Annotated in this window: 20 protein-coding genes; 5 read left to right on the forward strand and 15 right to left on the reverse strand. The window is 73.2% G+C overall.

What is annotated here, in order from left to right; genetic code table 11:
* Positions 1–67: 67 nt before the first annotated feature.
* Positions 68–1,762: an MFS transporter gene (locus OG245_RS07020; RefSeq protein ID WP_371622675.1), complete on the reverse strand. Its 1,695-nt coding sequence runs from the start codon at positions 1,760–1,762 to the stop codon at positions 68–70.
* A 481-nt stretch (positions 1,763–2,243) separates the two neighbouring features.
* On the opposite strand from OG245_RS07020, the gene OG245_RS07025 reads away from it, so the two are divergent.
* Positions 2,244–3,269 (forward strand): phosphatase PAP2 family protein, encoded by a 1,026-nt coding sequence (locus tag OG245_RS07025; protein WP_371622676.1) that lies wholly within the window; start codon positions 2,244–2,246, stop codon positions 3,267–3,269.
* Between the two features lie 105 nt (positions 3,270–3,374).
* Here the strand turns inward: OG245_RS07025 and OG245_RS07030 are convergent, their stop codons facing one another.
* The 4 genes from OG245_RS07030 to OG245_RS07045 form a co-directional block, all read right to left on the reverse strand.
* A complete protein-coding gene (locus tag OG245_RS07030) occupies positions 3,375–3,590 on the reverse strand; it encodes an I78 family peptidase inhibitor (protein WP_371622677.1) in 216 nt (71 codons plus the stop codon).
* 340 nt (positions 3,591–3,930) lie between these two features.
* On the reverse strand, positions 3,931–4,947 hold the full coding sequence (locus OG245_RS07035; protein ID WP_371622678.1) for a helix-turn-helix transcriptional regulator: 1,017 nt from the start codon (positions 4,945–4,947) through the stop codon (positions 3,931–3,933).
* 112 nt (positions 4,948–5,059) lie between these two features.
* Positions 5,060–5,911 (reverse strand): transferase, encoded by an 852-nt coding sequence (locus OG245_RS07040; protein ID WP_371622679.1) that lies wholly within the window; start codon positions 5,909–5,911, stop codon positions 5,060–5,062.
* Positions 5,908–7,191: a glycosyltransferase family 4 protein gene (locus tag OG245_RS07045; protein ID WP_371622680.1), complete on the reverse strand. Its 1,284-nt coding sequence runs from the start codon at positions 7,189–7,191 to the stop codon at positions 5,908–5,910. Before OG245_RS07045 ends, OG245_RS07040 begins: the two co-directional genes overlap by 4 nt.
* 530 nt (positions 7,192–7,721) lie before the next feature.
* Between OG245_RS07045 and OG245_RS07050 the strand changes: the two genes are divergently transcribed.
* Both OG245_RS07050 and OG245_RS07055 read left to right on the forward strand, forming a co-directional pair.
* Complete coding sequence (locus OG245_RS07050; RefSeq protein ID WP_371622681.1) at positions 7,722–8,504, forward strand: hypothetical protein; 783 nt, start codon at positions 7,722–7,724, stop codon at positions 8,502–8,504.
* Positions 8,505–8,641: 137 nt separating this feature from the next.
* A complete protein-coding gene (locus tag OG245_RS07055; RefSeq protein WP_371622682.1) occupies positions 8,642–8,983 on the forward strand; it encodes a hypothetical protein in 342 nt (113 codons plus the stop codon).
* Between the two features lie 97 nt (positions 8,984–9,080).
* On the opposite strand, the gene der is transcribed toward OG245_RS07055, so the two are convergent.
* The 5 genes from der to aroH form a co-directional block, all read right to left on the reverse strand.
* Positions 9,081–10,550, reverse strand: coding sequence for a ribosome biogenesis GTPase Der (gene der, locus OG245_RS07060; protein WP_371622683.1), 1,470 nt, complete (start codon positions 10,548–10,550; stop codon positions 9,081–9,083).
* Between the two features lie 68 nt (positions 10,551–10,618).
* On the reverse strand, positions 10,619–11,275 hold the full coding sequence (locus OG245_RS07065) for a lysophospholipid acyltransferase family protein (RefSeq protein WP_371622684.1): 657 nt from the start codon (positions 11,273–11,275) through the stop codon (positions 10,619–10,621).
* Positions 11,272–11,967, reverse strand: coding sequence for a (d)CMP kinase (gene cmk / locus OG245_RS07070; protein WP_371622685.1), 696 nt, complete (start codon positions 11,965–11,967; stop codon positions 11,272–11,274). Before cmk ends, OG245_RS07065 begins: the two co-directional genes overlap by 4 nt.
* A 145-nt stretch (positions 11,968–12,112) precedes the next feature.
* Positions 12,113–13,198, reverse strand: a complete 1,086-nt coding sequence (locus OG245_RS07075) for a prephenate dehydrogenase (protein WP_371622686.1) — start codon at positions 13,196–13,198, stop codon at positions 12,113–12,115.
* Entirely contained in the window at positions 13,195–13,557 is a 363-nt protein-coding gene (gene aroH / locus OG245_RS07080; protein WP_371622687.1) for a chorismate mutase, read from the reverse strand. Before aroH ends, OG245_RS07075 begins: the two co-directional genes overlap by 4 nt.
* Before the next feature lie 271 nt (positions 13,558–13,828).
* Between aroH and OG245_RS07085 the strand changes: the two genes are divergently transcribed.
* Together OG245_RS07085 and OG245_RS07090 are read left to right on the forward strand one after the other, a co-directional pair.
* The gene (locus OG245_RS07085; protein WP_371622688.1) at positions 13,829–14,278 is read left to right on the forward strand and encodes a Rieske (2Fe-2S) protein; all 450 of its coding nucleotides are present in this window, start codon (positions 13,829–13,831) and stop codon (positions 14,276–14,278) included.
* Between the two features lie 55 nt (positions 14,279–14,333).
* Positions 14,334–15,077, forward strand: coding sequence for a DNA polymerase beta superfamily protein (locus tag OG245_RS07090; protein WP_371622689.1), 744 nt, complete (start codon positions 14,334–14,336; stop codon positions 15,075–15,077).
* Here OG245_RS07090 and OG245_RS07095 read toward each other — a convergent pair.
* The 5 genes from OG245_RS07095 to pnuC all read right to left on the reverse strand — a co-directional run bounded on the left by OG245_RS07095 (position 15,043) and on the right by pnuC (position 19,142).
* Positions 15,043–15,486 (reverse strand): SRPBCC family protein, encoded by a 444-nt coding sequence (locus OG245_RS07095; RefSeq protein WP_365541220.1) that lies wholly within the window; start codon positions 15,484–15,486, stop codon positions 15,043–15,045. The two genes, OG245_RS07090 and OG245_RS07095, sit on opposite strands and share 35 nt — an antisense overlap.
* A gap of 122 nt (positions 15,487–15,608) precedes the next feature.
* Positions 15,609–16,634 carry an ADP-ribosylglycohydrolase family protein gene (locus tag OG245_RS07100; RefSeq protein ID WP_371622690.1) on the reverse strand — a complete coding sequence of 342 codons (1,026 nt, stop codon included), beginning with the start codon at positions 16,632–16,634 and terminating at the stop codon, positions 15,609–15,611.
* Positions 16,631–17,407, reverse strand: coding sequence for an NUDIX domain-containing protein (locus tag OG245_RS07105; RefSeq protein WP_371622691.1), 777 nt, complete (start codon positions 17,405–17,407; stop codon positions 16,631–16,633). The genes OG245_RS07100 and OG245_RS07105 overlap by 4 nt, the downstream gene beginning before the upstream one ends.
* Complete coding sequence (locus OG245_RS07110) at positions 17,404–18,483, reverse strand: AAA family ATPase (RefSeq protein WP_371622692.1); 1,080 nt, start codon at positions 18,481–18,483, stop codon at positions 17,404–17,406. Before OG245_RS07110 ends, OG245_RS07105 begins: the two co-directional genes overlap by 4 nt.
* Positions 18,480–19,142 (reverse strand): nicotinamide riboside transporter PnuC, encoded by a 663-nt coding sequence (pnuC, locus tag OG245_RS07115; protein ID WP_371622693.1) that lies wholly within the window; start codon positions 19,140–19,142, stop codon positions 18,480–18,482. The genes OG245_RS07110 and pnuC overlap by 4 nt, the downstream gene beginning before the upstream one ends.
* Positions 19,143–19,237: the final 95 nt, after the last annotated feature.

Here is a 19,237-nt window from a genome sequence, read left to right on the forward strand (position 1 = left end):
GGACCGGGAGACGCCCGCCCTCCGAAAACTAGCAGTGGTAGTCAGGGCGTCGTGCTGACGTTACGGCTCAGTGTGCCGCTCGTCCAGAGCCGGTCGCCTCGGCCGGCTCGCGGCGCGCGGGCACCATCGGGCGCGGGGCCGGGCGGTCCGGCCCGGCCGGCCGGGCGGCGCCGGGGACCCGGTGGTCGTCCGTCTCGCGCCGGTGGCACGCCTCCTGCGGCGGACACTCCATGGCCTTCGGCAGCCGCAGGGCGGCCAGCGCCCCGAGCAGCAGCAGTCCCGCGCTGACGAGCAGGGTGGTGTGGAGTCCGCCGATGAAGGCGTGCCGGGCCGTGGAGCGCAGCAGGTCGCCCATCGGGCCGCCCAGCTGCGCGGCCACCTGATAGGCCTCACCGAGCGAATGGGAGGCCTCCGCCCCGGCACGGGCGGGGACGCCCTTCTCGTGCAGGCCGGCGAGGCCGGGGGCGTAGGAGGCGTTCATGACACTGCCGAGCAGGGCGATGCCGAGGCCCGCGCCCAGTTGGTAGGAGGTCTCGCCTATGGCCGCCGCGCCGCCCGCCCGCTCCGCGGGGGCGTCGCTGAGCATCGACTCGTACGCCCCGAAGAGCGTGGTCTGCAGTCCGAAGCCGAGCAGGACGAACGCGCAGGTCAGCAGGGCGGGCCGGTCGTGCTGCCCCATCGAGGTGAGCAGCAGCACCGAGGACGCGGTGAGGACGAAGCCCCAGCCGACCATGCGCCGGGGGCCGACGCGGCGCAGGGTGTGCGAGCCGGTGGCGCCCGCGGCCATCGCGGCGAAGGTCAGCGGCAGCAGCCGAAGCCCGGTCTCCAGCGGGCTGAGCCCCAGCACCAGCTGGAGGTACTGGACGGCGATCAGCTGGAGGCCGACGAGGGCCAGCATGGCGAGCACGATGCAGCCGACGGCGGTGGAGAAGGCCGGGCGGGCGAACATCGAGACGTCGATCAGCGGATGCCTGCGGCGCTTCTGGCGGCGTACGAAGAGGACGAGGAGCGCGAGCCCGAGGGCCAGCGGGCCCAGCGAGACCGGATCCAGGAGCCCCGCGCCGCCGCCCAGACGCTTCACGCCGAGGACGACGCCGAGCACGCCCGCCGCCGCGGTCAGCGCGCCCAGCACGTCCCACGGGCCGTCGTCGCCGCCGCGCGACTCGGGCAGCAGCCAGCGGCCCAGCGGCAGGATCACGGCCATCAGCGGGATGTTGATCAGAAAGACCGAGCCCCACCAGAAGTGCTCGACCAGGAAGCCGCCGACGACCGGTCCGGTGGCGGCGCCGACCGCGGCGACCGCGGTCCACACGCCGATGGCGAGCGCCCGCTCCCGGCGGTCGGGGAAGACCTGGCGCAGGATCGACAGCGTGGCGGGCATGATCATCGCGCCGCCGACCCCGAGGAGGGCGCGGGCCGCTATCAGGACCGCCGGGGTGTCGGCCGTCGCGGCGAGCGCGGAGGCCACGCCGAACAGCGCGTAACCGAGGAGCAGCACGCGGCGTCTGCCGATCCGGTCACCCAGCGTGCCGAAGAGGATGAGCAGCGAGGCGCAGACGAGGGGGTAGGCGTCGACGATCCACAACAGGGCCGTGCCGCTCGGGCGCAGGTCCTCGGTGACGGCGGGAACGGCGACGTGGAGGACGGTCGCGTCGAGCGCGACGACCAGGAGACTCAGGCAGAGGACCACGAGGACGACCCAGCGGTTGGCGTCGTCGGCGGCCTTGCGCAGCCGGACCCCGGCCGTGGTCGTCCCGGACATCTGCCTACCTCCCGATGAGTCCCTCGCGCTCGGCGGACCGACGGTGACGTGGGGCCCGGCATCGATGGGCGAGTGAGCCGTCAGCGTACGCGAGTCCTGCGAGGTCACACGTGGCGCACGTCATACCCCGGTCCGCCGCACAGTGTGGCCTACGCCATTCCGGCACCGGCCGGGGGATCCCGTCCGAGGAGCCCGGACGGCCGTCGTGACGGGGTCCGGGCGGGCGTCGCGCGGCGCGGCGCGACGGTGCGGGCCTCCCCCGAATGGCGGGATCAATTGCCGCGGATTCCGGTACGCCTATCTTTCCGAGAGATCAAACACGCTTACGAACGGAACCTCCGGGCAATTGGGCGCAAGATCACGGAGAATCTTCTCCGCGCCCGGAAAAGACGCCGTTCCGAGACAAAGTCCACATCACATCGTCATCACAAAAAGCCCGGATTGGCCTGCTCGCACACTCACTCGCTGTAACGTCGATTGGGTGCGTACCGACATCTTTGCCCGGCTGGACCGGGAGCCGGAACCGCCGAAGATAGTGGCACCGCGGATGAGCCGTCACCGCATCGCCCTCTTCGGCGGGACGTTGGCGTTCTATCTCGCCATCGTCTGGGCGGTGCTGATCACGTCCTGGCTGGTGGCCCTGGACTGGAAGGTCATGCTGTTCCGGCCCTACCAGCAGTGGCCCGAACTGCACGCCTTCCTGGACTACTACGTGGTGCTCGGCCAGCGCGGCCCCACAGCGGTGATGGTCGCCTGCTGGCTGGGCTGGCGCTCCTGGCGTCAGCACACGCTCCGACCGCTGCTGGTCCTCGGCACGTCCCTGCTGCTGCTCAACGTGACGGTGGGCGCGGTCAAGCTGGGGCTCGGCCGGCTCGGTCCGCACTACGCGACACAGATCGGCTCGGCCGAGATGTTCGCCGGCGGCGATATATTTCCCTCCGGGCACACCGCGAACGCCGTCGTGACCTGGGGAATCCTCGCCTATCTGGCCACCACGCCGCGCGCCAGGCGCTATCTGTCGGCGGTGTCCGCGACGGTCTCGCTGGGCGTCGGCCTCACCACCGTGTACATCGGTACGCACTGGCTCAGCGACGTCGTGCTGGGCTGGGCGGCCGGGCTGCTCATCCTGCTGGCGCTGCCCTGGTTCGAGCCGCTGATCGCCCGGACCGAGGCCTGGATCTTCGCGATGCGCGAGCGGTGGCGCGAGCGACGCGACGGCGCCGGTCCGGCGCCCGTACCCGGGGCCGGGCCGCAGCCGGTGCTGCTGCCGCAGTCGATGGCCACCGACGGCCTCGGCGCCGGGACCGTGACCGCCGCGGCCGAGCCGCCGGTGCTCCCCGCCGGACATCCGGCCTCGGGCGCCAGAGCGCGGGCCCACGGCGGGCACCCCGTGCGTCCGGGCGGTGTCCCGGTCACCCCGGCGGGCGTCCGCCGTCCGCCGCCGCCGCACACGGAGCGGGGCGCGCGCGGCACCGGCAGCCCGGCGCGCCCGATGACCGGCAGCTGATCCCGCCTCCCCGGAACCCCTGGGTGCGCACGCCGTCCCCCGCACAACGAAGGCCCCGACCACGGTCGGGGCCTTCGGTCGTCGGGGACCCGTGCGACCGGCGCGTCAGCCCGCCCAGCAGCGCGTCACCGTGTCGTCCTCGACCTGGAAGTTGATCCGGCCGTGACGGAACTCCATGGTGAGGAACGCGCCCGGGGGAACGGCCCGGACCGTGTCCCAGCCTCGGCTCCTGGCCTGCCGCTCGGCGGCGTCGGCGGCGAGGCCGACGTACGCCTCGGTGGCGTCGTCCGGCTGTGCTGGAGGGGTCGGTAGAGATGCCATACCTTCACCGTAGGCGGCCCCGGACCGTGACGGAAGGCCGGGCCGGGAGGGCGACGGGGTGGGGATACACCTGCATCTCCTCATGCCACGACGGTCACGCTTGTGTCACAGGATCCCCACACGTGCATACGCGACCCTATTCACTCGAACGGACCCGATCGGAAGCACCGGCGGACATTAACGGGAAACGCCGTTCACCGGCATGAGCAGGTGTCGGAAGCCTTCTGGAATCATGCGATGACCTGCTTCTTTTCCCGTCGCCGGGGAGTGTCGCCAGAATGACAGGGACACCGGAATTTCCCGCCCCCGTAAACCCGCCTTTCCTTTCCGCACGCTTCCCTCACCCGCCCGCCGGGCGTGGTGCGGCGGGCGGTCGCCCGACCCGGGAGTCCCACGGTCCGTCGAGCGCGCGCGTGAGCCGGTCCCGCGCCTCCCGCATCACCTCGGTCAGTTCGGGCGGCTCGATCACCTCGAAATCGATCCCCATCATCAGCACGTGGATCACCAGCACGGTGAGGTCCGGCGCCCCCGCGGTCAGCCGGCAGCTCTCCGCGTCCACGGCCTCCAGCACCCCGGCGGACGGTGACACCCGGCGGGCGGCCCGGGCCAGCGGCGCCTTCAGCAGGATCACGGCCCGGGCCGCGTACGCCGAGACCGCGACGCCCTGGGAGACGTAGGCCGCCAGATCGTCCGCCGGCGGGGGGCGCGGGGTGAAGCGGGGGCCGTGCGGCGGGGTCGGGGTGATCCGGTCCACCCGGAAGGTGCGCCAGTCCGCCCGGTCCGGGTCCCAGGCCACCAGATACCAGCGGCGCTCGGTGCAGACGAGCCGGTGCGGCTCCACGGTCCGGCGCGAGACCTCCCCGCCGTGGGTCCGGTAGGCGAACCGGAGCCGCTCCGCGTCCCGGCAGGCGGCCGCCAGCTCGGTGAGCACGGCGGGATCGACGGCGGAGTCGTCCGCCCCGTGCAGCATCGGCACGGTGAACGCGCCGAGCGCGCTCACCCGGCGGCGCAGCCGGTTCGGCAGCACCTGTTCCAGCTTGGCCAGCGCCCGTACGGAGGTCTCGCCGATGCCCTCGATGCCGTGGCCGGCGGCCGTGCGCAGGCCCACGGCGACCGCGACGGCCTCCTCGTCGTCCAGCAGCAGGGGCGGCAGCTCGGCGCCGGCGCCGAGCTGGTAGCCGCCGCCGGTGCCCCGGCTCGCGTTCACCGGATAGCCCAGGTCGCGCAGTTTGTCGACGTCCCGGCGCACCGTGCGCGGAGTGACGCCGAGCCGGTCGGCCAGGTCGGCGCCGGACCAGTCCCGGTGGGCCTGGAGCAGTGAGAGCAGGCGCAGCAGTCGTGCCGAGGTCTCCAACATACGGGCGAGTCTGCCAGGGATTGCGGACGGAAACGGTCCGCAATCCGCTCAGCCCACGACCTGCTCAGCCCTCGGTCCGCGCCGTCCTCGGTCCGCGCGGCCCTCGGTTCCCTCAGCGGTCCGCCGGTCCGGGCTCCAGCCGGAGGCAGAGGTCGTTGTCGGCGGTGTAGCAGGGAGTGGCGAGCACCCCGGGCGCCGCCGCTCGGGCCGGGTAGACGAAGGACTTGTGGCGGGACCAGACGTCGTCGAGGATGCGCGAGATCCTGACCCCGGCCGCGCCCGCAGCCGGGACCAGCCACAGCTGCCAGAGCTGCGCCTCGCGCACCGGCCCCTCGGCCGGCGGGCCGTAGGGCAGGGTGAAGGCGAAACCGCCGGACGGCCCGTCGGGGGCGAGCGGGAAGCTGTGCGCCGCCCCGGCCGGGTTCCCGGGCAGCCGGGCCTCCACGGTGGCCCCCTCCCCCACGGCGACGCCGTACAGCGCGCCCTGGACCGTCATGCCGTCCGGGCCGACGACGACGGCTCCCGCCTCGGCGTGCGGGGCCCGGACCCAGCAGCGCACGGCGAGCCGGCCGTCGGCGGTCGGGTAGGGCACCCGGGCGCTGACGCTCGCGGCTCCGGTGTCCGGGCTGCGGTCGACGAGGGCCCGCAGGTCCCGCAGCCCCGGCTCCACGGTCCGGACGGTCCCGGCTCCCGGCTCCTCGACATAGGCGTCCCAGCGCCCCTCGGACAGCCCGGTGGAGGCCGGGAGCACCGCCCGCAGCCGCCCGGGACGGGACTCGCCGAGCGGGATCCGCACCGTGCCGCCGGGCTTGCGGCCGGCCGCGCCCCGGCGCCGCAGGAGCAGCACGGACGCGGGCGCGGGGGCGGGTAGGGAGGCCGGGACGGTCAGGTCGAAGTCGAAGGTGAGCGTCCCGGCCGGGTCGGCGGCGCAGTCGGCCCGTACGGCGGCTATGGCGGGGGTCATGCGGCCCTTCCCTTGCGGAGTACGTCGGCGGCCTTGTAGCGCAGGGCGTAGGCCCCGTCGAGGACACTGCCCCGGGTGCGGTGCAGCGCGGTGCGCAGGGCGCCGTGCCCGTGCCCCTGGGCTCCGCGGGCGACGAGCTCGGTGAACAGGCTCTCGTGGCGCTCGGCGATCCGCGCCGGGTCGAAGCGGGCCGAGGCGCTCAGCGCGGCCCCGCCCATCCGGTGGCGCAGTCCGTCGTCCTCGATCAGCTGGAGGAGCGCGGCGGCGATCGCGTCCGGGTCGCCGACCGGCACCAGCCGCCCGTCGACGCCGTCCTCGACGATCTCGGCCGGCCCGTGCGGGCAGTCGGTGGCGACGACCGGCAGACCGCCGCGCATCGCCTCGACGATCGTCATGCCGAAGGACTCGCGGTCCGAAGTGACGGCGGCGATCGACCCCTTGGGCCACTCGGCCTCCATCGGGTTGGCCGAGCCCATCAGGAACACGTGGTTGTGCAGGCCGAGTTCGTCGACGAGGGTGCGCAGGGACGCCTGTTCGTCGCCGGTGGCGTCGCCGCCGCCGTAGATGCGCAGCCGCCAGTCCGGGCGGGCGGCGGACACCTGGGCGAAGGCCCGCACCAAGAGGTCGTAGCGCTTGACCCGGTGCAGCCGGCCCGCCGCGACGACCCACTTCAGGTCGCCGCTCGCGGGCGGACAGGCAGGCCGGGGAACGGCGTTGGGGATGGACTCGATCCGTACGCCGGGCAGCTTCAGCCGGCTCCGGTAGTCGTCCGCGTCGGCACGGGTGACGGTGGTGAGCGCGTCGAGCAGCGCGTACCGGTGGGCGATCTCGCGGCGCAGCCGGTAGCCGTGGCTGTCGAGCGTCAGGTGCTCCTGCCCGACGCGCACCGGTCCGCGGCGGGTCGCCCGGCTGAGGTGCACGTTGAGTCCGGGGCGGGTGCCGACGACGACGTCCGCCTCGACCGCCTGGAGATGGGCGGTGATGCGGGCGTCGGTGAGCCTGCTGTACTGCTGGTGCCGGCTGTCCCCGCGCGGGAACACCGCGGCCGGCCGGGCGTGTTCGGCGTCGTCGCCGTCGTACGTCGCGCTCTTCTTGCGCAGGTCGACGAGGTGGCGCAGCGTCACGCCGTCGGGTGCGCCGAGAACGGGGGCGTCACGGTGCCGGAAGACGGACACGATCTCGACGTCGTGCTGCTCGGCGAGCGTACGGGCGAGCGTGAACGTCGTCCGGATGGTTCCTCCGATTCCGTAGGCATTGTGCAGAAGAAAAGAAATATGCATGGTGTCGCTGTTTCCCCCTGTCGGTCCGGCCTTGTCGAGTCTGCACGTGCGGCGAATTTCTGCACGAAATGAACCGGGAAATTCCGGAGCATCCGCGACATCCCGCACGGTATCCGCGTTCCGCCGCCGAACCGCCGTTGACCTGCGGGTTCCGGAGGCGTTCAATCCGGATAGCCGCAGGCCCCGGACGTTTCGGGATCGCGCGCGGACCACCGGTTCGGCAGCGGGACGGTTACCCACCACCCGTTTCGCCAAGGCTTTACTCCGAGCTTGACGTAGAAGAATGCCGGGAGGTTGCCTGCGCCCCGGTAAAAAAACTTCCCGGCGGAACGCGAGGGCCGTGCGCCGACGGAGCGGGGCCGCGCCCCGACCGCCCGGAAGGCCGTACGTCGACTGCTCGACGTACCGATGTGTCGACCTGTGCCGCACTTCCGTGCGCCCCGGTGCGTGACCCCGGCCACGGATGGCGCGTTGTCTCTTCATGGAGCCCGGGAACCACCCGGCCCACGCACCGAGTTCGAGGAGCCCCCGTGCCGCGCATGCTCGACGTCAGCCAGGACGTACGCGCCGAGATCGGCGACGACGAAGCCGACCGGCTGCTCGTCGGCGACAACGCCCCGGGCAGTTACGACTGCACCTCCTGCCGCACCCCCGGCGACTCCGACCAGGAACGCACCAGCACGGTGCTGTTCATCGGCGACGAGACCGCCGTCCTCGCCTTCGCCCACGCGACGTGCATCCCCTCACAGGTCGTCAAGGTCGCCGAGGACCAGCTCCAGGGCGCGGTGCGCAGCATCACCGGTAGCGAGCAGAAGGATACGGAGGGGCGCATGCCCGAACAGGCCGTCCTCGGCATCACCAGCGGACTCGTCCTCATCGAGGACGATCTCCGCCCGGCCCTGGTCGTCGAACCGACCGGCCCGGTCGCCCGGCCCGGCACCGACGGCAGCGGGGGCGACGAGTTCCTCCAGCTGCTGCTGGAGCAGGGCTTCCGCCCCGCCCCCGACATGAACCGGCTGCCGGAGGTCCTCGCGGGCTGGTCCGTGCTGCTGGCGGTGGGCCAGCTGCACGCCGTGCTGCAGCCGAGCGCCGGAGGCGGCAACCCGGTCGCCTGGTGGCAGGCCCACCAGCCGCTCCAGGTGACCGACGGCTGGCGGGCCGCGGCCAACAAGTCGCAGACGGTCCTCGTCTTCGCCGCCCCGGCCGGCACCATCGGCCAGCAGCCGCGCGAGGACCTGCTCCGGGACGCCCTGGAGAAGGCCGCGGTCAACGGGCTTCTGGTCGCCGCGTCGATGCCGCTGGCCGGGACCTGATCGTGTCCGGCCGGTTCGGACGCCCCCGCCGAACAGCGTTTTCTCCGGTGGAGCCGCATCCGACGGGCGGTGAGGTCGTTGGCACCTACGTGCACTCATACGACTCCTCCCGCCAGCATCAGAGTCAGATCCCTGCCATGCGTCCTGCGCAGGATCCGTCGGGGGGCCCGTCCCCCACCCCGATCTACGACGCGCTGTACTCCGAGTACCGGCGCTCGTTCCGGGCTTTGCCGGGCGACCGGAGCGGTGAGGAGAATCTCGGCTTCCCGGCCTTCGGCGCCGGTCTCTTCGCCTCCAGGACCGCGCTGAGCGGTCACCCCGCCCCCTCCGGGCACAGCGGCGGCGTCGGGCACAACGGCCAGAGCGGGAGCGGCGGGCAGAGCCAGCACACCGGGACCCTCGGCTCCTGGCAGCGGGTGGGGCGGCATGCGGGGCGGGCCCGGCCCGCGGCGCTCCCGCCGGGGTCACGGGACTCCTGAGGCCCTGCGGCGCAGGCCGCACGACGAAGCCCCGGGCCGCTCTCGCGAGAGCGGCCCGGGGCTTCGTCGTGCGGCGATGCCGATCGGCGCGCGGGTGCTACTTGTTGCGGCCGCGCTTCTCGCGGACCCGGACGGAGATGTGGATCGGGGTGCCCTCGAAGCCGAACTCCTCGCGCAGGCGGCGCTCCACGAAGCGGCGGTAACCGTGCTCCAGGAAGCCGGAGGCGAAGAGCACGAAGCGCGGGGGCTTGGTGCCCGCCTGGGTGCCGAAGAGGATGCGCGGCTGCTTGCCGCCGCGGATCGGGTGCGGGTGGGAGGCCACGATCTCACCGAGGAAGGCGTTCAGCCGGCCGGTGGGGACACGGGTCTCCCAGCCCTCGATCGCGGTCTCGATCGCCGGGACCAGCTTCTCCATGTGCCGGCCGGTGAGGGCCGAGACGTTGACGCGCGGGGCCCAGGCGATCTGCGCGAGCTCCGTCTCGATCTCGCGCTCCAGGTAGTAGCGGCGCTCCTCGTCGAGGGTGTCCCACTTGTTGAAGGCGACGACGAGGGCGCGTCCGGCCTCCACGGCCATGGTGATGATCCGCTGGTCCTGGACGCTGATGGACTCGCTGGAGTCGATCAGGACGACGGCGACCTCGGCCTTCTCCACGGCGGCGGCCGTACGCAGCGAGGCGTAGTAGTCCGCGCCCTCCTGGAGGTGGACGCGGCGGCGGATGCCGGCCGTGTCGATGAACTTCCAGGTGATGCCGCCGAGCTTGATCAGCTCGTCGACCGGGTCGCGGGTGGTGCCGGCCTGCTCGTTGACGACGACCCGGTCCTCGCCCGCGACCTTGTTCAGCAGGGAGGACTTGCCGACGTTCGGGCGGCCGATCAGGGCGATGCGGCGGGGGCCGCCGAGGGCGGTGCCGAACTTCTGGGCCGGGGCGTCGGGCAGGGCCTCCAGGACCGCGTCCAGCATGTCGCCGGTGCCGCGGCCGTGCAGCGAGGAGACCGGGTAGGGCTCGCCGAGGCCCAGCGACCACAGGGCGCTGGCGTCCGCCTCGCCGCTCTGTCCGTCGACCTTGTTGGCGCAGAGGACGACGGGCTTGCCGGCCCGGCGCAGCAGCTTGACGACGGCCTCGTCGGTGTCGGTGGCGCCGACGGTCGAGTCGACGACGAAGACGACCGCGTCGGCCGTCTCGATGGCGTACTCGGCCTGGGCGGCGACGGAGGCGTCGAGGCCCAGCACGTCCTGCTCCCAGCCGCCGGTGTCGACGACCTTGAAGCGCCGTCCGGCCCATTCGGCCTCGTAGCTGACGCGGTCGCGGGTGACGCCGGGCTTGTCCTGCACGACGGCCTCGCGGCGGCCGATGATCCGGTTCACCAGGGTCGACTTGCCGACATTGGGGCGGCCGACGACGGCGAGCACGGGAAGCGGGCCGTGACCGGCCTCGTCGAGGGCGCCCTCGACCTCCTCGGCATCGAAGCCTTCCTGCGCGGCGAGCTCCATGAACTCCGCGAACTCGGCATCGCCAAGTGCTCCGTGCTCGTGGCCCGAGCCGTCGGAGTGAATCTGGTCGTTCATGAAGTCCGTTCCTCTTTGCATCATCATCGATGGACCGCGATCAGCGCGGTCCACTACTCAAGTCTCGCCTATCGCCCGGTGAGGCGCTTGGCACTTTCCAGGTGGTCGGTCAGCTTCGCCTGGATCCGCAGGGTCGCCTCGTCCAGCGCCCTGCGTGTCCGCCGCCCGTCGCCCGCGCTCGCGTCGAACGCGTCGCCGAAGACGACGTCGACCCGGCTGCGCAGCGGGGGCAGCCCCCGTATCAACCGTCCGCGCCGCTCGGTGCTTCCCAGGACGGCCACGGGGACGATCGGAGCCCCGCCCCGTACCGCGAAATACGCGAGTCCGGCCCGCAGCGAGGCGAAGTCACCCTCGCCCCGGGTGCCCTCGGGGAAGATCCCGAGGACGCCGCCGTCCTCCAGCACGCCGAGCGCGTGGGTGATGGCGGTGCGGTCGACGACCCGGCGGTCCACCTCGATCTGCCCGATTCCGTGCAGGAACGGGTCGAGGGGGCCGACGAACGCCTCCTTCTTGATCAGGAAGTGCACCGGTCGGGGCGCGGTGCCCATCAGCATCGGTCCGTCGATGTTGTGGGAGTGGTTCACCGCGAGTATGACGGGTCCGGCGGCGGGCACGCGCCACGCGCCGAGGACCCTGGGCCTCCACAGCCCGTACATCAGGCCGATGCCGATGGACCGCCCGACGGCCGCTCCGCGCAGCGTGGGCGCGTCTGTGGCATCGCTCACGCGGCGACCCGCTTCCCCTCGACGAGGGTGACGACGCACTCGATGACCTGCTGGAGGGTCAGCTCGGTGGTGTCCACCTCGACCGCGTCGTCCGCCTTGGCGAGCGGCGAGGTCTTGCGGCCGGAGTCGGCGGCGTCCCGCTTGACGAGGGCCTCACGGGTGGCGGCCAGGTCGGAGCCCTTCACCTCGCCGCTGCGGCGGGCGGCGCGGGCCTCCGGGGAGGCGGTGAGGAAGATCTTGAGGTCGGCGTCGGGCAGCACGGTGGTGCCGATGTCCCGGCCCTCGACGACGATGCCGCCGGTCGCCGCCGCGGCGATGGAGCGCTGGAGCTCGGTGATGAGCGTGCGCACCTCGGGGACGGCGCTGACGGCGCTGACCTTGGAGGTGACCTCCTGGGTGCGGATCGGGCCGGAGGCGTCCTCGCCGTCGACGGTGATCGTCGGGGCGGCGGGGTCGGTGCCGGAGACGATGACCGGCTTGGCGGCGGCGGTCGCGATCTCGGCCGGGTCGCCGACGTCGATGCCGTTGTTCAGCATCCACCACGTGATGGCCCGGTACTGCGCGCCCGTATCCAGGTAGCTCAGGCCGAGCTTGGCGGCGACGGCCTTGGACGTGCTCGACTTGCCGGTGCCCGAGGGCCCGTCGATGGCGACGATCACGGAGGAGCGAGCGGTTTCCACGGTGGTGGACACCTTCCTGGTACACGGTGCGGGGACGGACGGGCCTGGAGACGGCCTAGTACCAGGTTACCGAGTACCGGGCGGGCCCTTGTACCCCGTACGGGGCAGGCGGGCCACCCGGGCGGGGGTGGCGCCGCCCCGTCGTACGGGACCGGGCTCAGCCGCGGATCGACCAGCCGCGTTCCTGGAGGGCCGCGCCGAGTACCGGGGCGGCGCTGGGCTCGACCATGATCTGGACGAGGCCCGCCTGCTGGCCGGTGGCGTGCTCGATGCGGACGTCCTCGATGTTGACCCCGGCCCGGCCCGCGTCGGCGAAGATCGCGGCCAGCTCGCCCGGCTTGTCGCCGATGAGGACGGCCACGGTCTCGTACGCGGCGGGGGCGGAGCCGTGCTTGCCGGGGACCCGGACGCGGCCGGCGTTGCCGCGGCGCAGGACGTCCTCGATGGCGTCGGTGCCCGCACGCCGCTTCTCCTCGTCGGCGGAGTGCAGGCCGCGCAGCGCGGTCACGGTCTCCGCCAGGTCGGCGGCGACCCCGGCGAGGACGTCGGCGACCGGGCCGGGATTGGCGGAGAGGATCTCCACCCACATCCGGGGGTCGGACGCGGCGATCCGGGTGACGTCCCGGATGCCCTGGCCGCACAGCCGTACGGCGGTCTCGTCGGCCTCCTCCAGCCGGGCGGCGACCATCGAGGAGATCAGCTGCGGGGTGTGCGAGACGAGGGCCACGGCCCGGTCGTGGGCGTCGGCGTCCATGACGACGGGGACGGCCCGGCACAGGGCGACCAGCTCCAGCGCCAGGTTGAGCACCTCGGTGTCGGTGTCCCGGGTCGGGGTGAGGACCCAGGGACGGCCCTCGAAGAGGTCGGCGGTCGCGGCGAGCGGGCCGGAGCGTTCCTTGCCGGCCATCGGATGCGTACCGATGTACGGGGTGAGGTCGAGACCGAGCGCCTCCAGCTCGCGGCGCGGGCCGCCCTTGACGCTGGCGACGTCCAGGTAGCCGCGGGCCGCCCCGTCGCGCATGGCGGTGGCGAGGACGGCGGCGGTGTGCGCGGGCGGCACGGCGACGATCGCAAGGTCGACGCGGCCTTCCGGCGCCTCGTCGCTGCCGGCGCCGAGCGCGGCCGCGGTGCGGGCGGAGGCGGGGTCGTGGTCGACGAGGTGCACGTGGACGCCGCGGCCGGCCAGTGCGAGGGCGGCGGAGGTGCCGACGAGCCCGGTTCCGATGACGAGGGCGGTTCTCACTGGGCGATGTCCTTGCGCAGGGCGGCGGTGGCGCCGAGGTAGACGTGGCTGATCTCGGCGCGCGGGAGGTAGGTCTCGACATGCACGAGGATACGGACGACCCGGGGCATGGCCCCGTCGATGTCCAGCTCCTGGGCGCAGATCAGGGGGACGTCGACGATCCCGAGGCCGCGCGCGGCGGCGGCCGGGAAATCGCTGTGCAGGTCGGGGGTGGCGGTGAACCAGATGCTGATCAGGTCGTCGGCGACGAGCTCGTTGCGCTCCAGTACGGCCGTCAGCAGCTCACCGACCCGCCGGCCCATGTGCCCGGCCTCGTCCTGGTCCAGCTGGACGGCGCCCCGGACCGCTCGTACCGCCACGTCGTGCTCCTCTTGGTCTTCGCTGTTCGCTCTTCCTCCGTCTCCGGGCCCGGCGCCCTGGGGCGCGGCCGGAGGCTCACCTCAGCCTAGATCGGCGGCGGCGGACGTGATCACGGCGTTCCGTCCGTGAGACGGGCGGGGCGCAGGGCCGTGCGGGCCCCTGTCGCCACCCGGGCGGGCGCACGGTCCGCCCGGTTGCTTCACCCGGGGGCCCGCCGCCGCCACGATGACCGGCACGCACAGCGCCAGGACCGCTACCGAAGGAGAGCCCATGAACGCACGGCGAAGGACGGTGCTGGCCGCGGGCGCGGCGGGCGCCGCCGCCCTGGCCACCGGCTGCGGATCGTCCGGCGGGGACGGCGGCGGCGACGCGAGCTCCACGCCGACGGCGTCGGACGGCGCCTCGGACGGGGCGTCGCCGGGTGCTTCGGGCGGAGCGGAGCTGGCCAGGACCGCGGACATCCCGGTCGGCGGCGGCACGGTCTTCCCGGAGCGAAAGGTGGTGGTGACCCAGCCGGAGGAGGGCGAGTTCAAGGCGTTCTCCGCCGTCTGCACCCATGCGAGCTGCCTCGTCTCGACGGTGAGCGACGGCACGATCGACTGCCCCTGCCACGGCAGCAAGTACAGCATCACGGACGCGGCGGTCGAGGCCGGTCCGGCGACCCGGCCGCTGCCCGCCGAGCGGATCACCGTCTCGGGGGGCGTGATCCGGCTGGGCTGAGAGCGGGCCGGAATCTCCGAGGCGCGGCGGCCACCGCGCACGTACGCTCGCGGGCATGATCAACGCCGCCGACGAGGCACTCGTACGCGACCACACGGTCTACGCCTGCGTGATGGGCTCGCGCGCGTTCGGGCTGGCCACACAGGACAGCGACACCGACCGGCGCGGTGTGTTCCTCGCGCCCACCCCGCTGTTCTGGCGCTTCGAGAAGCCGCCGGCGCATGTGGAGGGCCCCGCGCCGGAGCAGTTCTCCTGGGAGCTGGAGCGCTTCTGCGAGCTGGCGCTGCGGGCCAACCCGAACGTGCTGGAGTGCCTGCACTCCCCGCTGGTGGAGTCCTTGGACGACACGGGCCGGGAGCTGCTGGCGCTGCGCGGGGCGTTCCTGTCGCGGCTCGCGCACGGCACGTTCGTCCGCTACGCGCTGGGCCAGCGGAGGAAGCTGGAGGCCGACGTACGGGTCCATGGCGCGCCGCGCTGGAAGCACGCGATGCACCTGCTGCGGCTGCTGGCGAGCAGCCGTGATCTGCTGCGTACGGGCGAGCTGCGCATCGATGTCGGCGAGGCCCGCGAGGAGCTGCTGGCGGTGCGGCGGGGCGAGGTGTCCTGGCCGGAGGTGGAGCGCCGGATGAACCGCCTCGCCGAGGAGAACGACGAGGCGGCGGCCCGCTCCCCGCTGCCGCCGGAACCCGACCGGGCGGCCGTGGAGGACCTCCTCGTCCGGGCCCGGCAGGCCTCGGCCGGGCGCTCTCCGGGCCACTGCGCGCTCACACCGTACGGGGACCGCCCGACGCGGCCGTGAGCTCGGCCAGCTTCTGGAACTCGCCCAGGTCGTAGTTGGCCAGGGCGGAGTCGAGGTTGGTCAGCGCGCCCAGGTGCTCGATGAACCCCTGGGGGTCGTACTCGATCTGCAGGGCCACGCGGCTCGACGTGTCGTCGAGGCGGTGGAAGGTGACCACCCCGGCGTGGTGGACCCCCTCGGTGGTCTTCCAGGCGATGCGGTCCTCGGGGACCACCTCGGTCAGCTCCGCGACGAACCGCTTCTCCGCGCCGGGCAGCGAGAGCTGCCAGGCGAAGCGCCGCTCGTCGATCGGATCGACGCGCTGGACGTGGCTCAGGAACCTCGGCCACTGGGTGACATCGCTCCACAGGGACCAGGTGACGGCGACGGGCGCCTTGATGTCGACGGTCTCGACGAGTGAGGAGGACACGGATACCACCAGGCCTTCGTTTTACGGGAACAGGTCCGCCCTCTCGTACCCGGTCGTCCTGCGCTCACTCAGGGCGGGTCCCGTCGGCGTGACGATGGCTCGCACCCGCCGGCCGGTACGGCTCAGGCGTCCCAGAGCGCGGCGAGGGAGAGCAGATCGCTGCGGTACTCGATGCGCTCCGACCAGTCCTTGGGCCAGGCCGCCGCACCCAGGTGCGCCCCGGCGAGCGCTCCGGTCAGGCAGGCGATCGAGTCGGAGTCGCCCCGGGTGCAGGCGGCCCGGCGCAGGGCGGTGACGGGCTCCTCGGGGAACAGCAGGAAGCAGTGCAGCGCGGTGGCGAGGGCCTCCTCGGCGATCCAGCCGTCCCCGGTCCGCTCGCAGGGGTCGGTCTCCGGTGACGGGTCGCGCAGTGCGTCCTGGACGCTTCCCAGCGCGGTCAGGCACTCGTCCCAGCCGCGCTGGATGTACGCCTGCGGGGTGGTGTCGCCCGCGTGGCGCCAGAGGTCGCCGAGCCAGCGGGTGTGGTAGCGGCCCCGGTTCTCGTAGGCATAGCTGCGCAGCTGCCCGATCAGGCCGAGGGGCTCGGCGCCCTGGGCGAGCAGGAACACCGCGCGGGCCAGCAGGTCGGAGGCGGTGAGCGCGGTGGGGTGGCCGTGGGTGAGGGCGGCCTGGAGCTGGGCGGCCCCGGCGCGCTGTTCCTCGCTGAGACCGGGGACCAGGCCGACGGGGGCGACCCGCATGTTGGCGCCGCAGCCCTTGGAGTGCGTCTGGCTGGCCTCCTGCCAGATCCGGGTGTGTTCGAGCAGACGGCAGGCGGTGAGGCAGGTGTTGCCCGGGGCGCGGTTGTTGTCCGGCGCGTGGTACCAGGCGACGAACTCCCTGGTGACCGGGTCCACCATCCGTTCGGGGGTGAGCAGTCCGCTGTCCATGGCGGTACGGATGCCCCGGCCCAGAGCGATCGTCATCTGGGTGTCGTCGGAGACGACGGCCGGCGTCAGGAGGGGAAGCTGCCGCCAGGGGCCGAACTTGGCGAGGATGGCGGGCACGTCGTTGAACTCGGTGGGGAAGCCCAGCGCGTCGCCGAGCGCGAGCCCGGTCAGCACACCGGTGGCGGCCTGCTTGGTGAGGGGCGGGGTGGTGATGGTCATCTGTCTCGTCCTTCCGGTGCGGAGTACGACGGGTCTGCGGGGGCGTCCGGTCGTGGCGGGCGCAGGAGCGGCGGGTGCAGGGCGGTGGCGTCGCCCGCCCGGTAGAGGGCGGCCGGTTTGCCCCGGCCGCCGGTGCGGCGCGGCGGGCCCTCGACGGCCCGGACGAAGCCGGGTGCGTTGAGGACCTTGCGCCGGAAGTTCGGGCGGTCGAGCTCGACGCCCCAGACGGTCTCGTAGACCTGCCGGAGCTCGCCGAGGGTGAACTCGGCGGGGCAGAACGCGGTGGCCAGGCAGCTGTATTCGAGCTTGGCGCCGATCCGGTCGTGGGCGTCGGCGAGGATCCGGTCGTGGTCGAAGGCCAGCGGTCCGGTGGAGCCCGTGTCCCACCACCGGGCGCTCGCCGCGTCGCCGCCGCCGCGAGGTTCGGGCAGGTCCGGCAGGAGTGCCGCGTACGCCACGGAGACGACCCGCATCCTCGGGTCGCGGTCGGGGGCGGTGTAGGTGCGCAGCTGTTCGAGGTGGAGGGCGCCGACGGTGCCGTGGCCGAGACCGGTCTCCTCGGCGAGTTCGCGGCGGGCGGCGTCCTCGGCGGACTCGCGGGGCAGCAGGAAGCCGCCGGGCAGCGCCCACCGGCCCCGGAAGGGCTCCTGGCCGCGTTCGACGAGCAGCACGTGCAGCCGGGCCTCGCGGACGGTGAAGACCGCGAGGTCGACGGTGACGGCGAACGGGGCGAAGGCGTGCGGGTCGTAGCCCTCGGGGGCGGGGGTGCTCATCGCTTCTCCGGGAGGGGTGCGGCGAAGTCCCAGCCGGTGGCGAGGAGTTCGTCGACGGCGGCGACCGCGGCGGCGAGCCGCGCCTCGGGCGGGCCGGTGATCTCGATGAACCGTCTTCCCGTGCGGGTGAGTTCGGCGCGGAAGCGGTCGGTCATCCAGGGTCGCAGCTCCTCGCCGTCGCGCAGTCCGTCGTCCTCGAAGGGGACGCCCTCGTGGTCGGTGAGCAGCCACAGGTGGTGGGCGGTCCGGTCCGCGATCTCCTCGGCGAGCGGGTTGCGTCCGCCGATGTACCGCTCGTGCCAGACGGTGGTGGCGAAGGAGTCCGTGTCGCAGAAGAGCACCGGGGACCCGACGCGGGCGGCGGCCTCCTCCCGGTCGTTCTGGGCCCGTGCGATGAGCGGGAAGTCGTCGGTGGTGAAGGTGACGTCCTCCCAGGCGGCCCCGGGCCACCGCCGGCGCAGGGCGGCGAGCTTGTCCTCGCTGTACTCGCGGCCGTACTCGGCGACGTACCCGGTGCGCGCCCACACCCCGCCGCGTGCCCGGTAGTGGGCGGCGAGCGCCCGCGCGAGGGTGGTGGTGCCGGTGGACTCCGCGCCGAGGACGACGACCCGGCGGGCGAGGGCGGCCCGCACGGGCGGCCGGAGGAAGTCCCAGCAGTCGGCCGGGGACCGGCGCACGGCGGTGCCGGAGACCGGGAAGAGGGTGCGGCCCCGGTCGACGAGGACGGAGGCCGCGCCGAAGCGGCGGCCCAGCTCCTCCCCGTACGCCTCCGAGGTGAAGACGGCGTCGACCCGCTCGGGCACGGCCGCGGTGAAGACCGCCATGTGCGCGTCCCAGACGGCCGGGTCGGCCACGTCCATGTGCGTGTCGTCGACCGCGCCCACCACCGTGACGTCCGGGTGGACCTCGCGCATCCAGGCGACCCGGTCGGCGAGCGGGACGGACTCCACGGAGGCGGCGCAGACCAGCACGGTCAGCCGTTCGCAGCGGTCCCGGGCGGTCTCGACGAGGTGGTGGTGGCCGGCGTGGGGCGGGTAGAACTTGCCGAGGACCAGGCCGTGTCCGTAGCGCTTCACGCGGCGGCCACCTCCGCGGGGCGTGTGGTGCGGGTGCGGGCGGTCAGGTCGCGGTGCCAGGCGCGCAGGCCGACGAGGCAGAGCGCGAGGAACCCGGCGTACAGCAGCGAGGTCGGATACAGCCCCTTGTGGGCGTACAGCGGGATGTAGATCACGTCGGCGGCGATCCACAGCCACCAGGACTCCAGCCGCTTCCGGCACTGCCCGTACGTCGCCATCAGCGACAGGGACGTCGTGGCCGCGTCCCAGAACGGGACGGTGGAGTCGGTGGCCCGGGACAGCAGCAGGGTGATCCCGAGGGTCCCCACCACCCCCGCCGCGAGCAGCCACGTCCATTCGGTGCGGGTCGTTCTGCGCACCGGCAGGACCGAGGAGCCTGGTCCACCCCCGTGGGTCCAGGTCCACCAGCCGTACGCGGCGAGGGCGATGAAGACGATCTGGAGGCCGGCGTCGGCGTACAGACCGGCCTGGGTGAACAGCAGGATGAAGAAGAGGTTGTTGGCGATGCCGATCGGCCAGTTGGCGAGGTGCTGGCGGGCCACGAGCCAGACGCACAGCGCCCCGCTTCCGAAGCCCAGCACCTCGGTCCAGCTGACCGGGGTGTCCAGGACCGTCACCAGGGGCTGTCGCAGGGGATCGAGTACGTCCGCGAGGCTCACGCCCGCCTCCTTCTTAATAGTCACTCTGACTATAAAGGGTGGACGGGAACGGCAGAAGGCCCGCGGCCGGTTCTGTTCGAACTTTCCGAACAGAA

Source organism: Streptomyces sp. NBC_01116 (assembly GCF_041435495.1).
GTDB lineage: Bacteria > Actinomycetota > Actinomycetes > Streptomycetales > Streptomycetaceae > Streptomyces.

What these genes read in the sequence shown, in the direction of transcription:
- OG245_RS07035 (WP_371622678.1), bottom strand. Translation starts at nt 4,947, where the DNA reads ATGTTGGAGACCTCGGCACGACTGCTGCGCCTGCTCTCACTGCTCCAG.
- OG245_RS07030 (WP_371622677.1), bottom strand. Translation starts at nt 3,590, where the DNA reads ATGGCATCTCTACCGACCCCTCCAGCACAGCCGGACGACGCCACCGAG.
- OG245_RS07045 (WP_371622680.1), bottom strand. Translation starts at nt 7,191, where the DNA reads ATGCATATTTCTTTTCTTCTGCACAATGCCTACGGAATCGGAGGAACC.
- OG245_RS07090 (WP_371622689.1), top strand. Translation starts at nt 14,334, where the DNA reads ATGATCAACGCCGCCGACGAGGCACTCGTACGCGACCACACGGTCTAC.
- OG245_RS07085 (WP_371622688.1), top strand. Translation starts at nt 13,829, where the DNA reads ATGAACGCACGGCGAAGGACGGTGCTGGCCGCGGGCGCGGCGGGCGCC.
- OG245_RS07105 (WP_371622691.1), bottom strand. Translation starts at nt 17,407, where the DNA reads ATGAGCACCCCCGCCCCCGAGGGCTACGACCCGCACGCCTTCGCCCCG.
- OG245_RS07055 (WP_371622682.1), top strand. Translation starts at nt 8,642, where the DNA reads ATGCGTCCTGCGCAGGATCCGTCGGGGGGCCCGTCCCCCACCCCGATC.
- der (WP_371622683.1), bottom strand. Translation starts at nt 10,550, where the DNA reads ATGAACGACCAGATTCACTCCGACGGCTCGGGCCACGAGCACGGAGCA.
- OG245_RS07040 (WP_371622679.1), bottom strand. Translation starts at nt 5,911, where the DNA reads ATGACCCCCGCCATAGCCGCCGTACGGGCCGACTGCGCCGCCGACCCG.
- OG245_RS07100 (WP_371622690.1), bottom strand. Translation starts at nt 16,634, where the DNA reads ATGACCATCACCACCCCGCCCCTCACCAAGCAGGCCGCCACCGGTGTG.
- OG245_RS07020 (WP_371622675.1), bottom strand. Translation starts at nt 1,762, where the DNA reads ATGTCCGGGACGACCACGGCCGGGGTCCGGCTGCGCAAGGCCGCCGAC.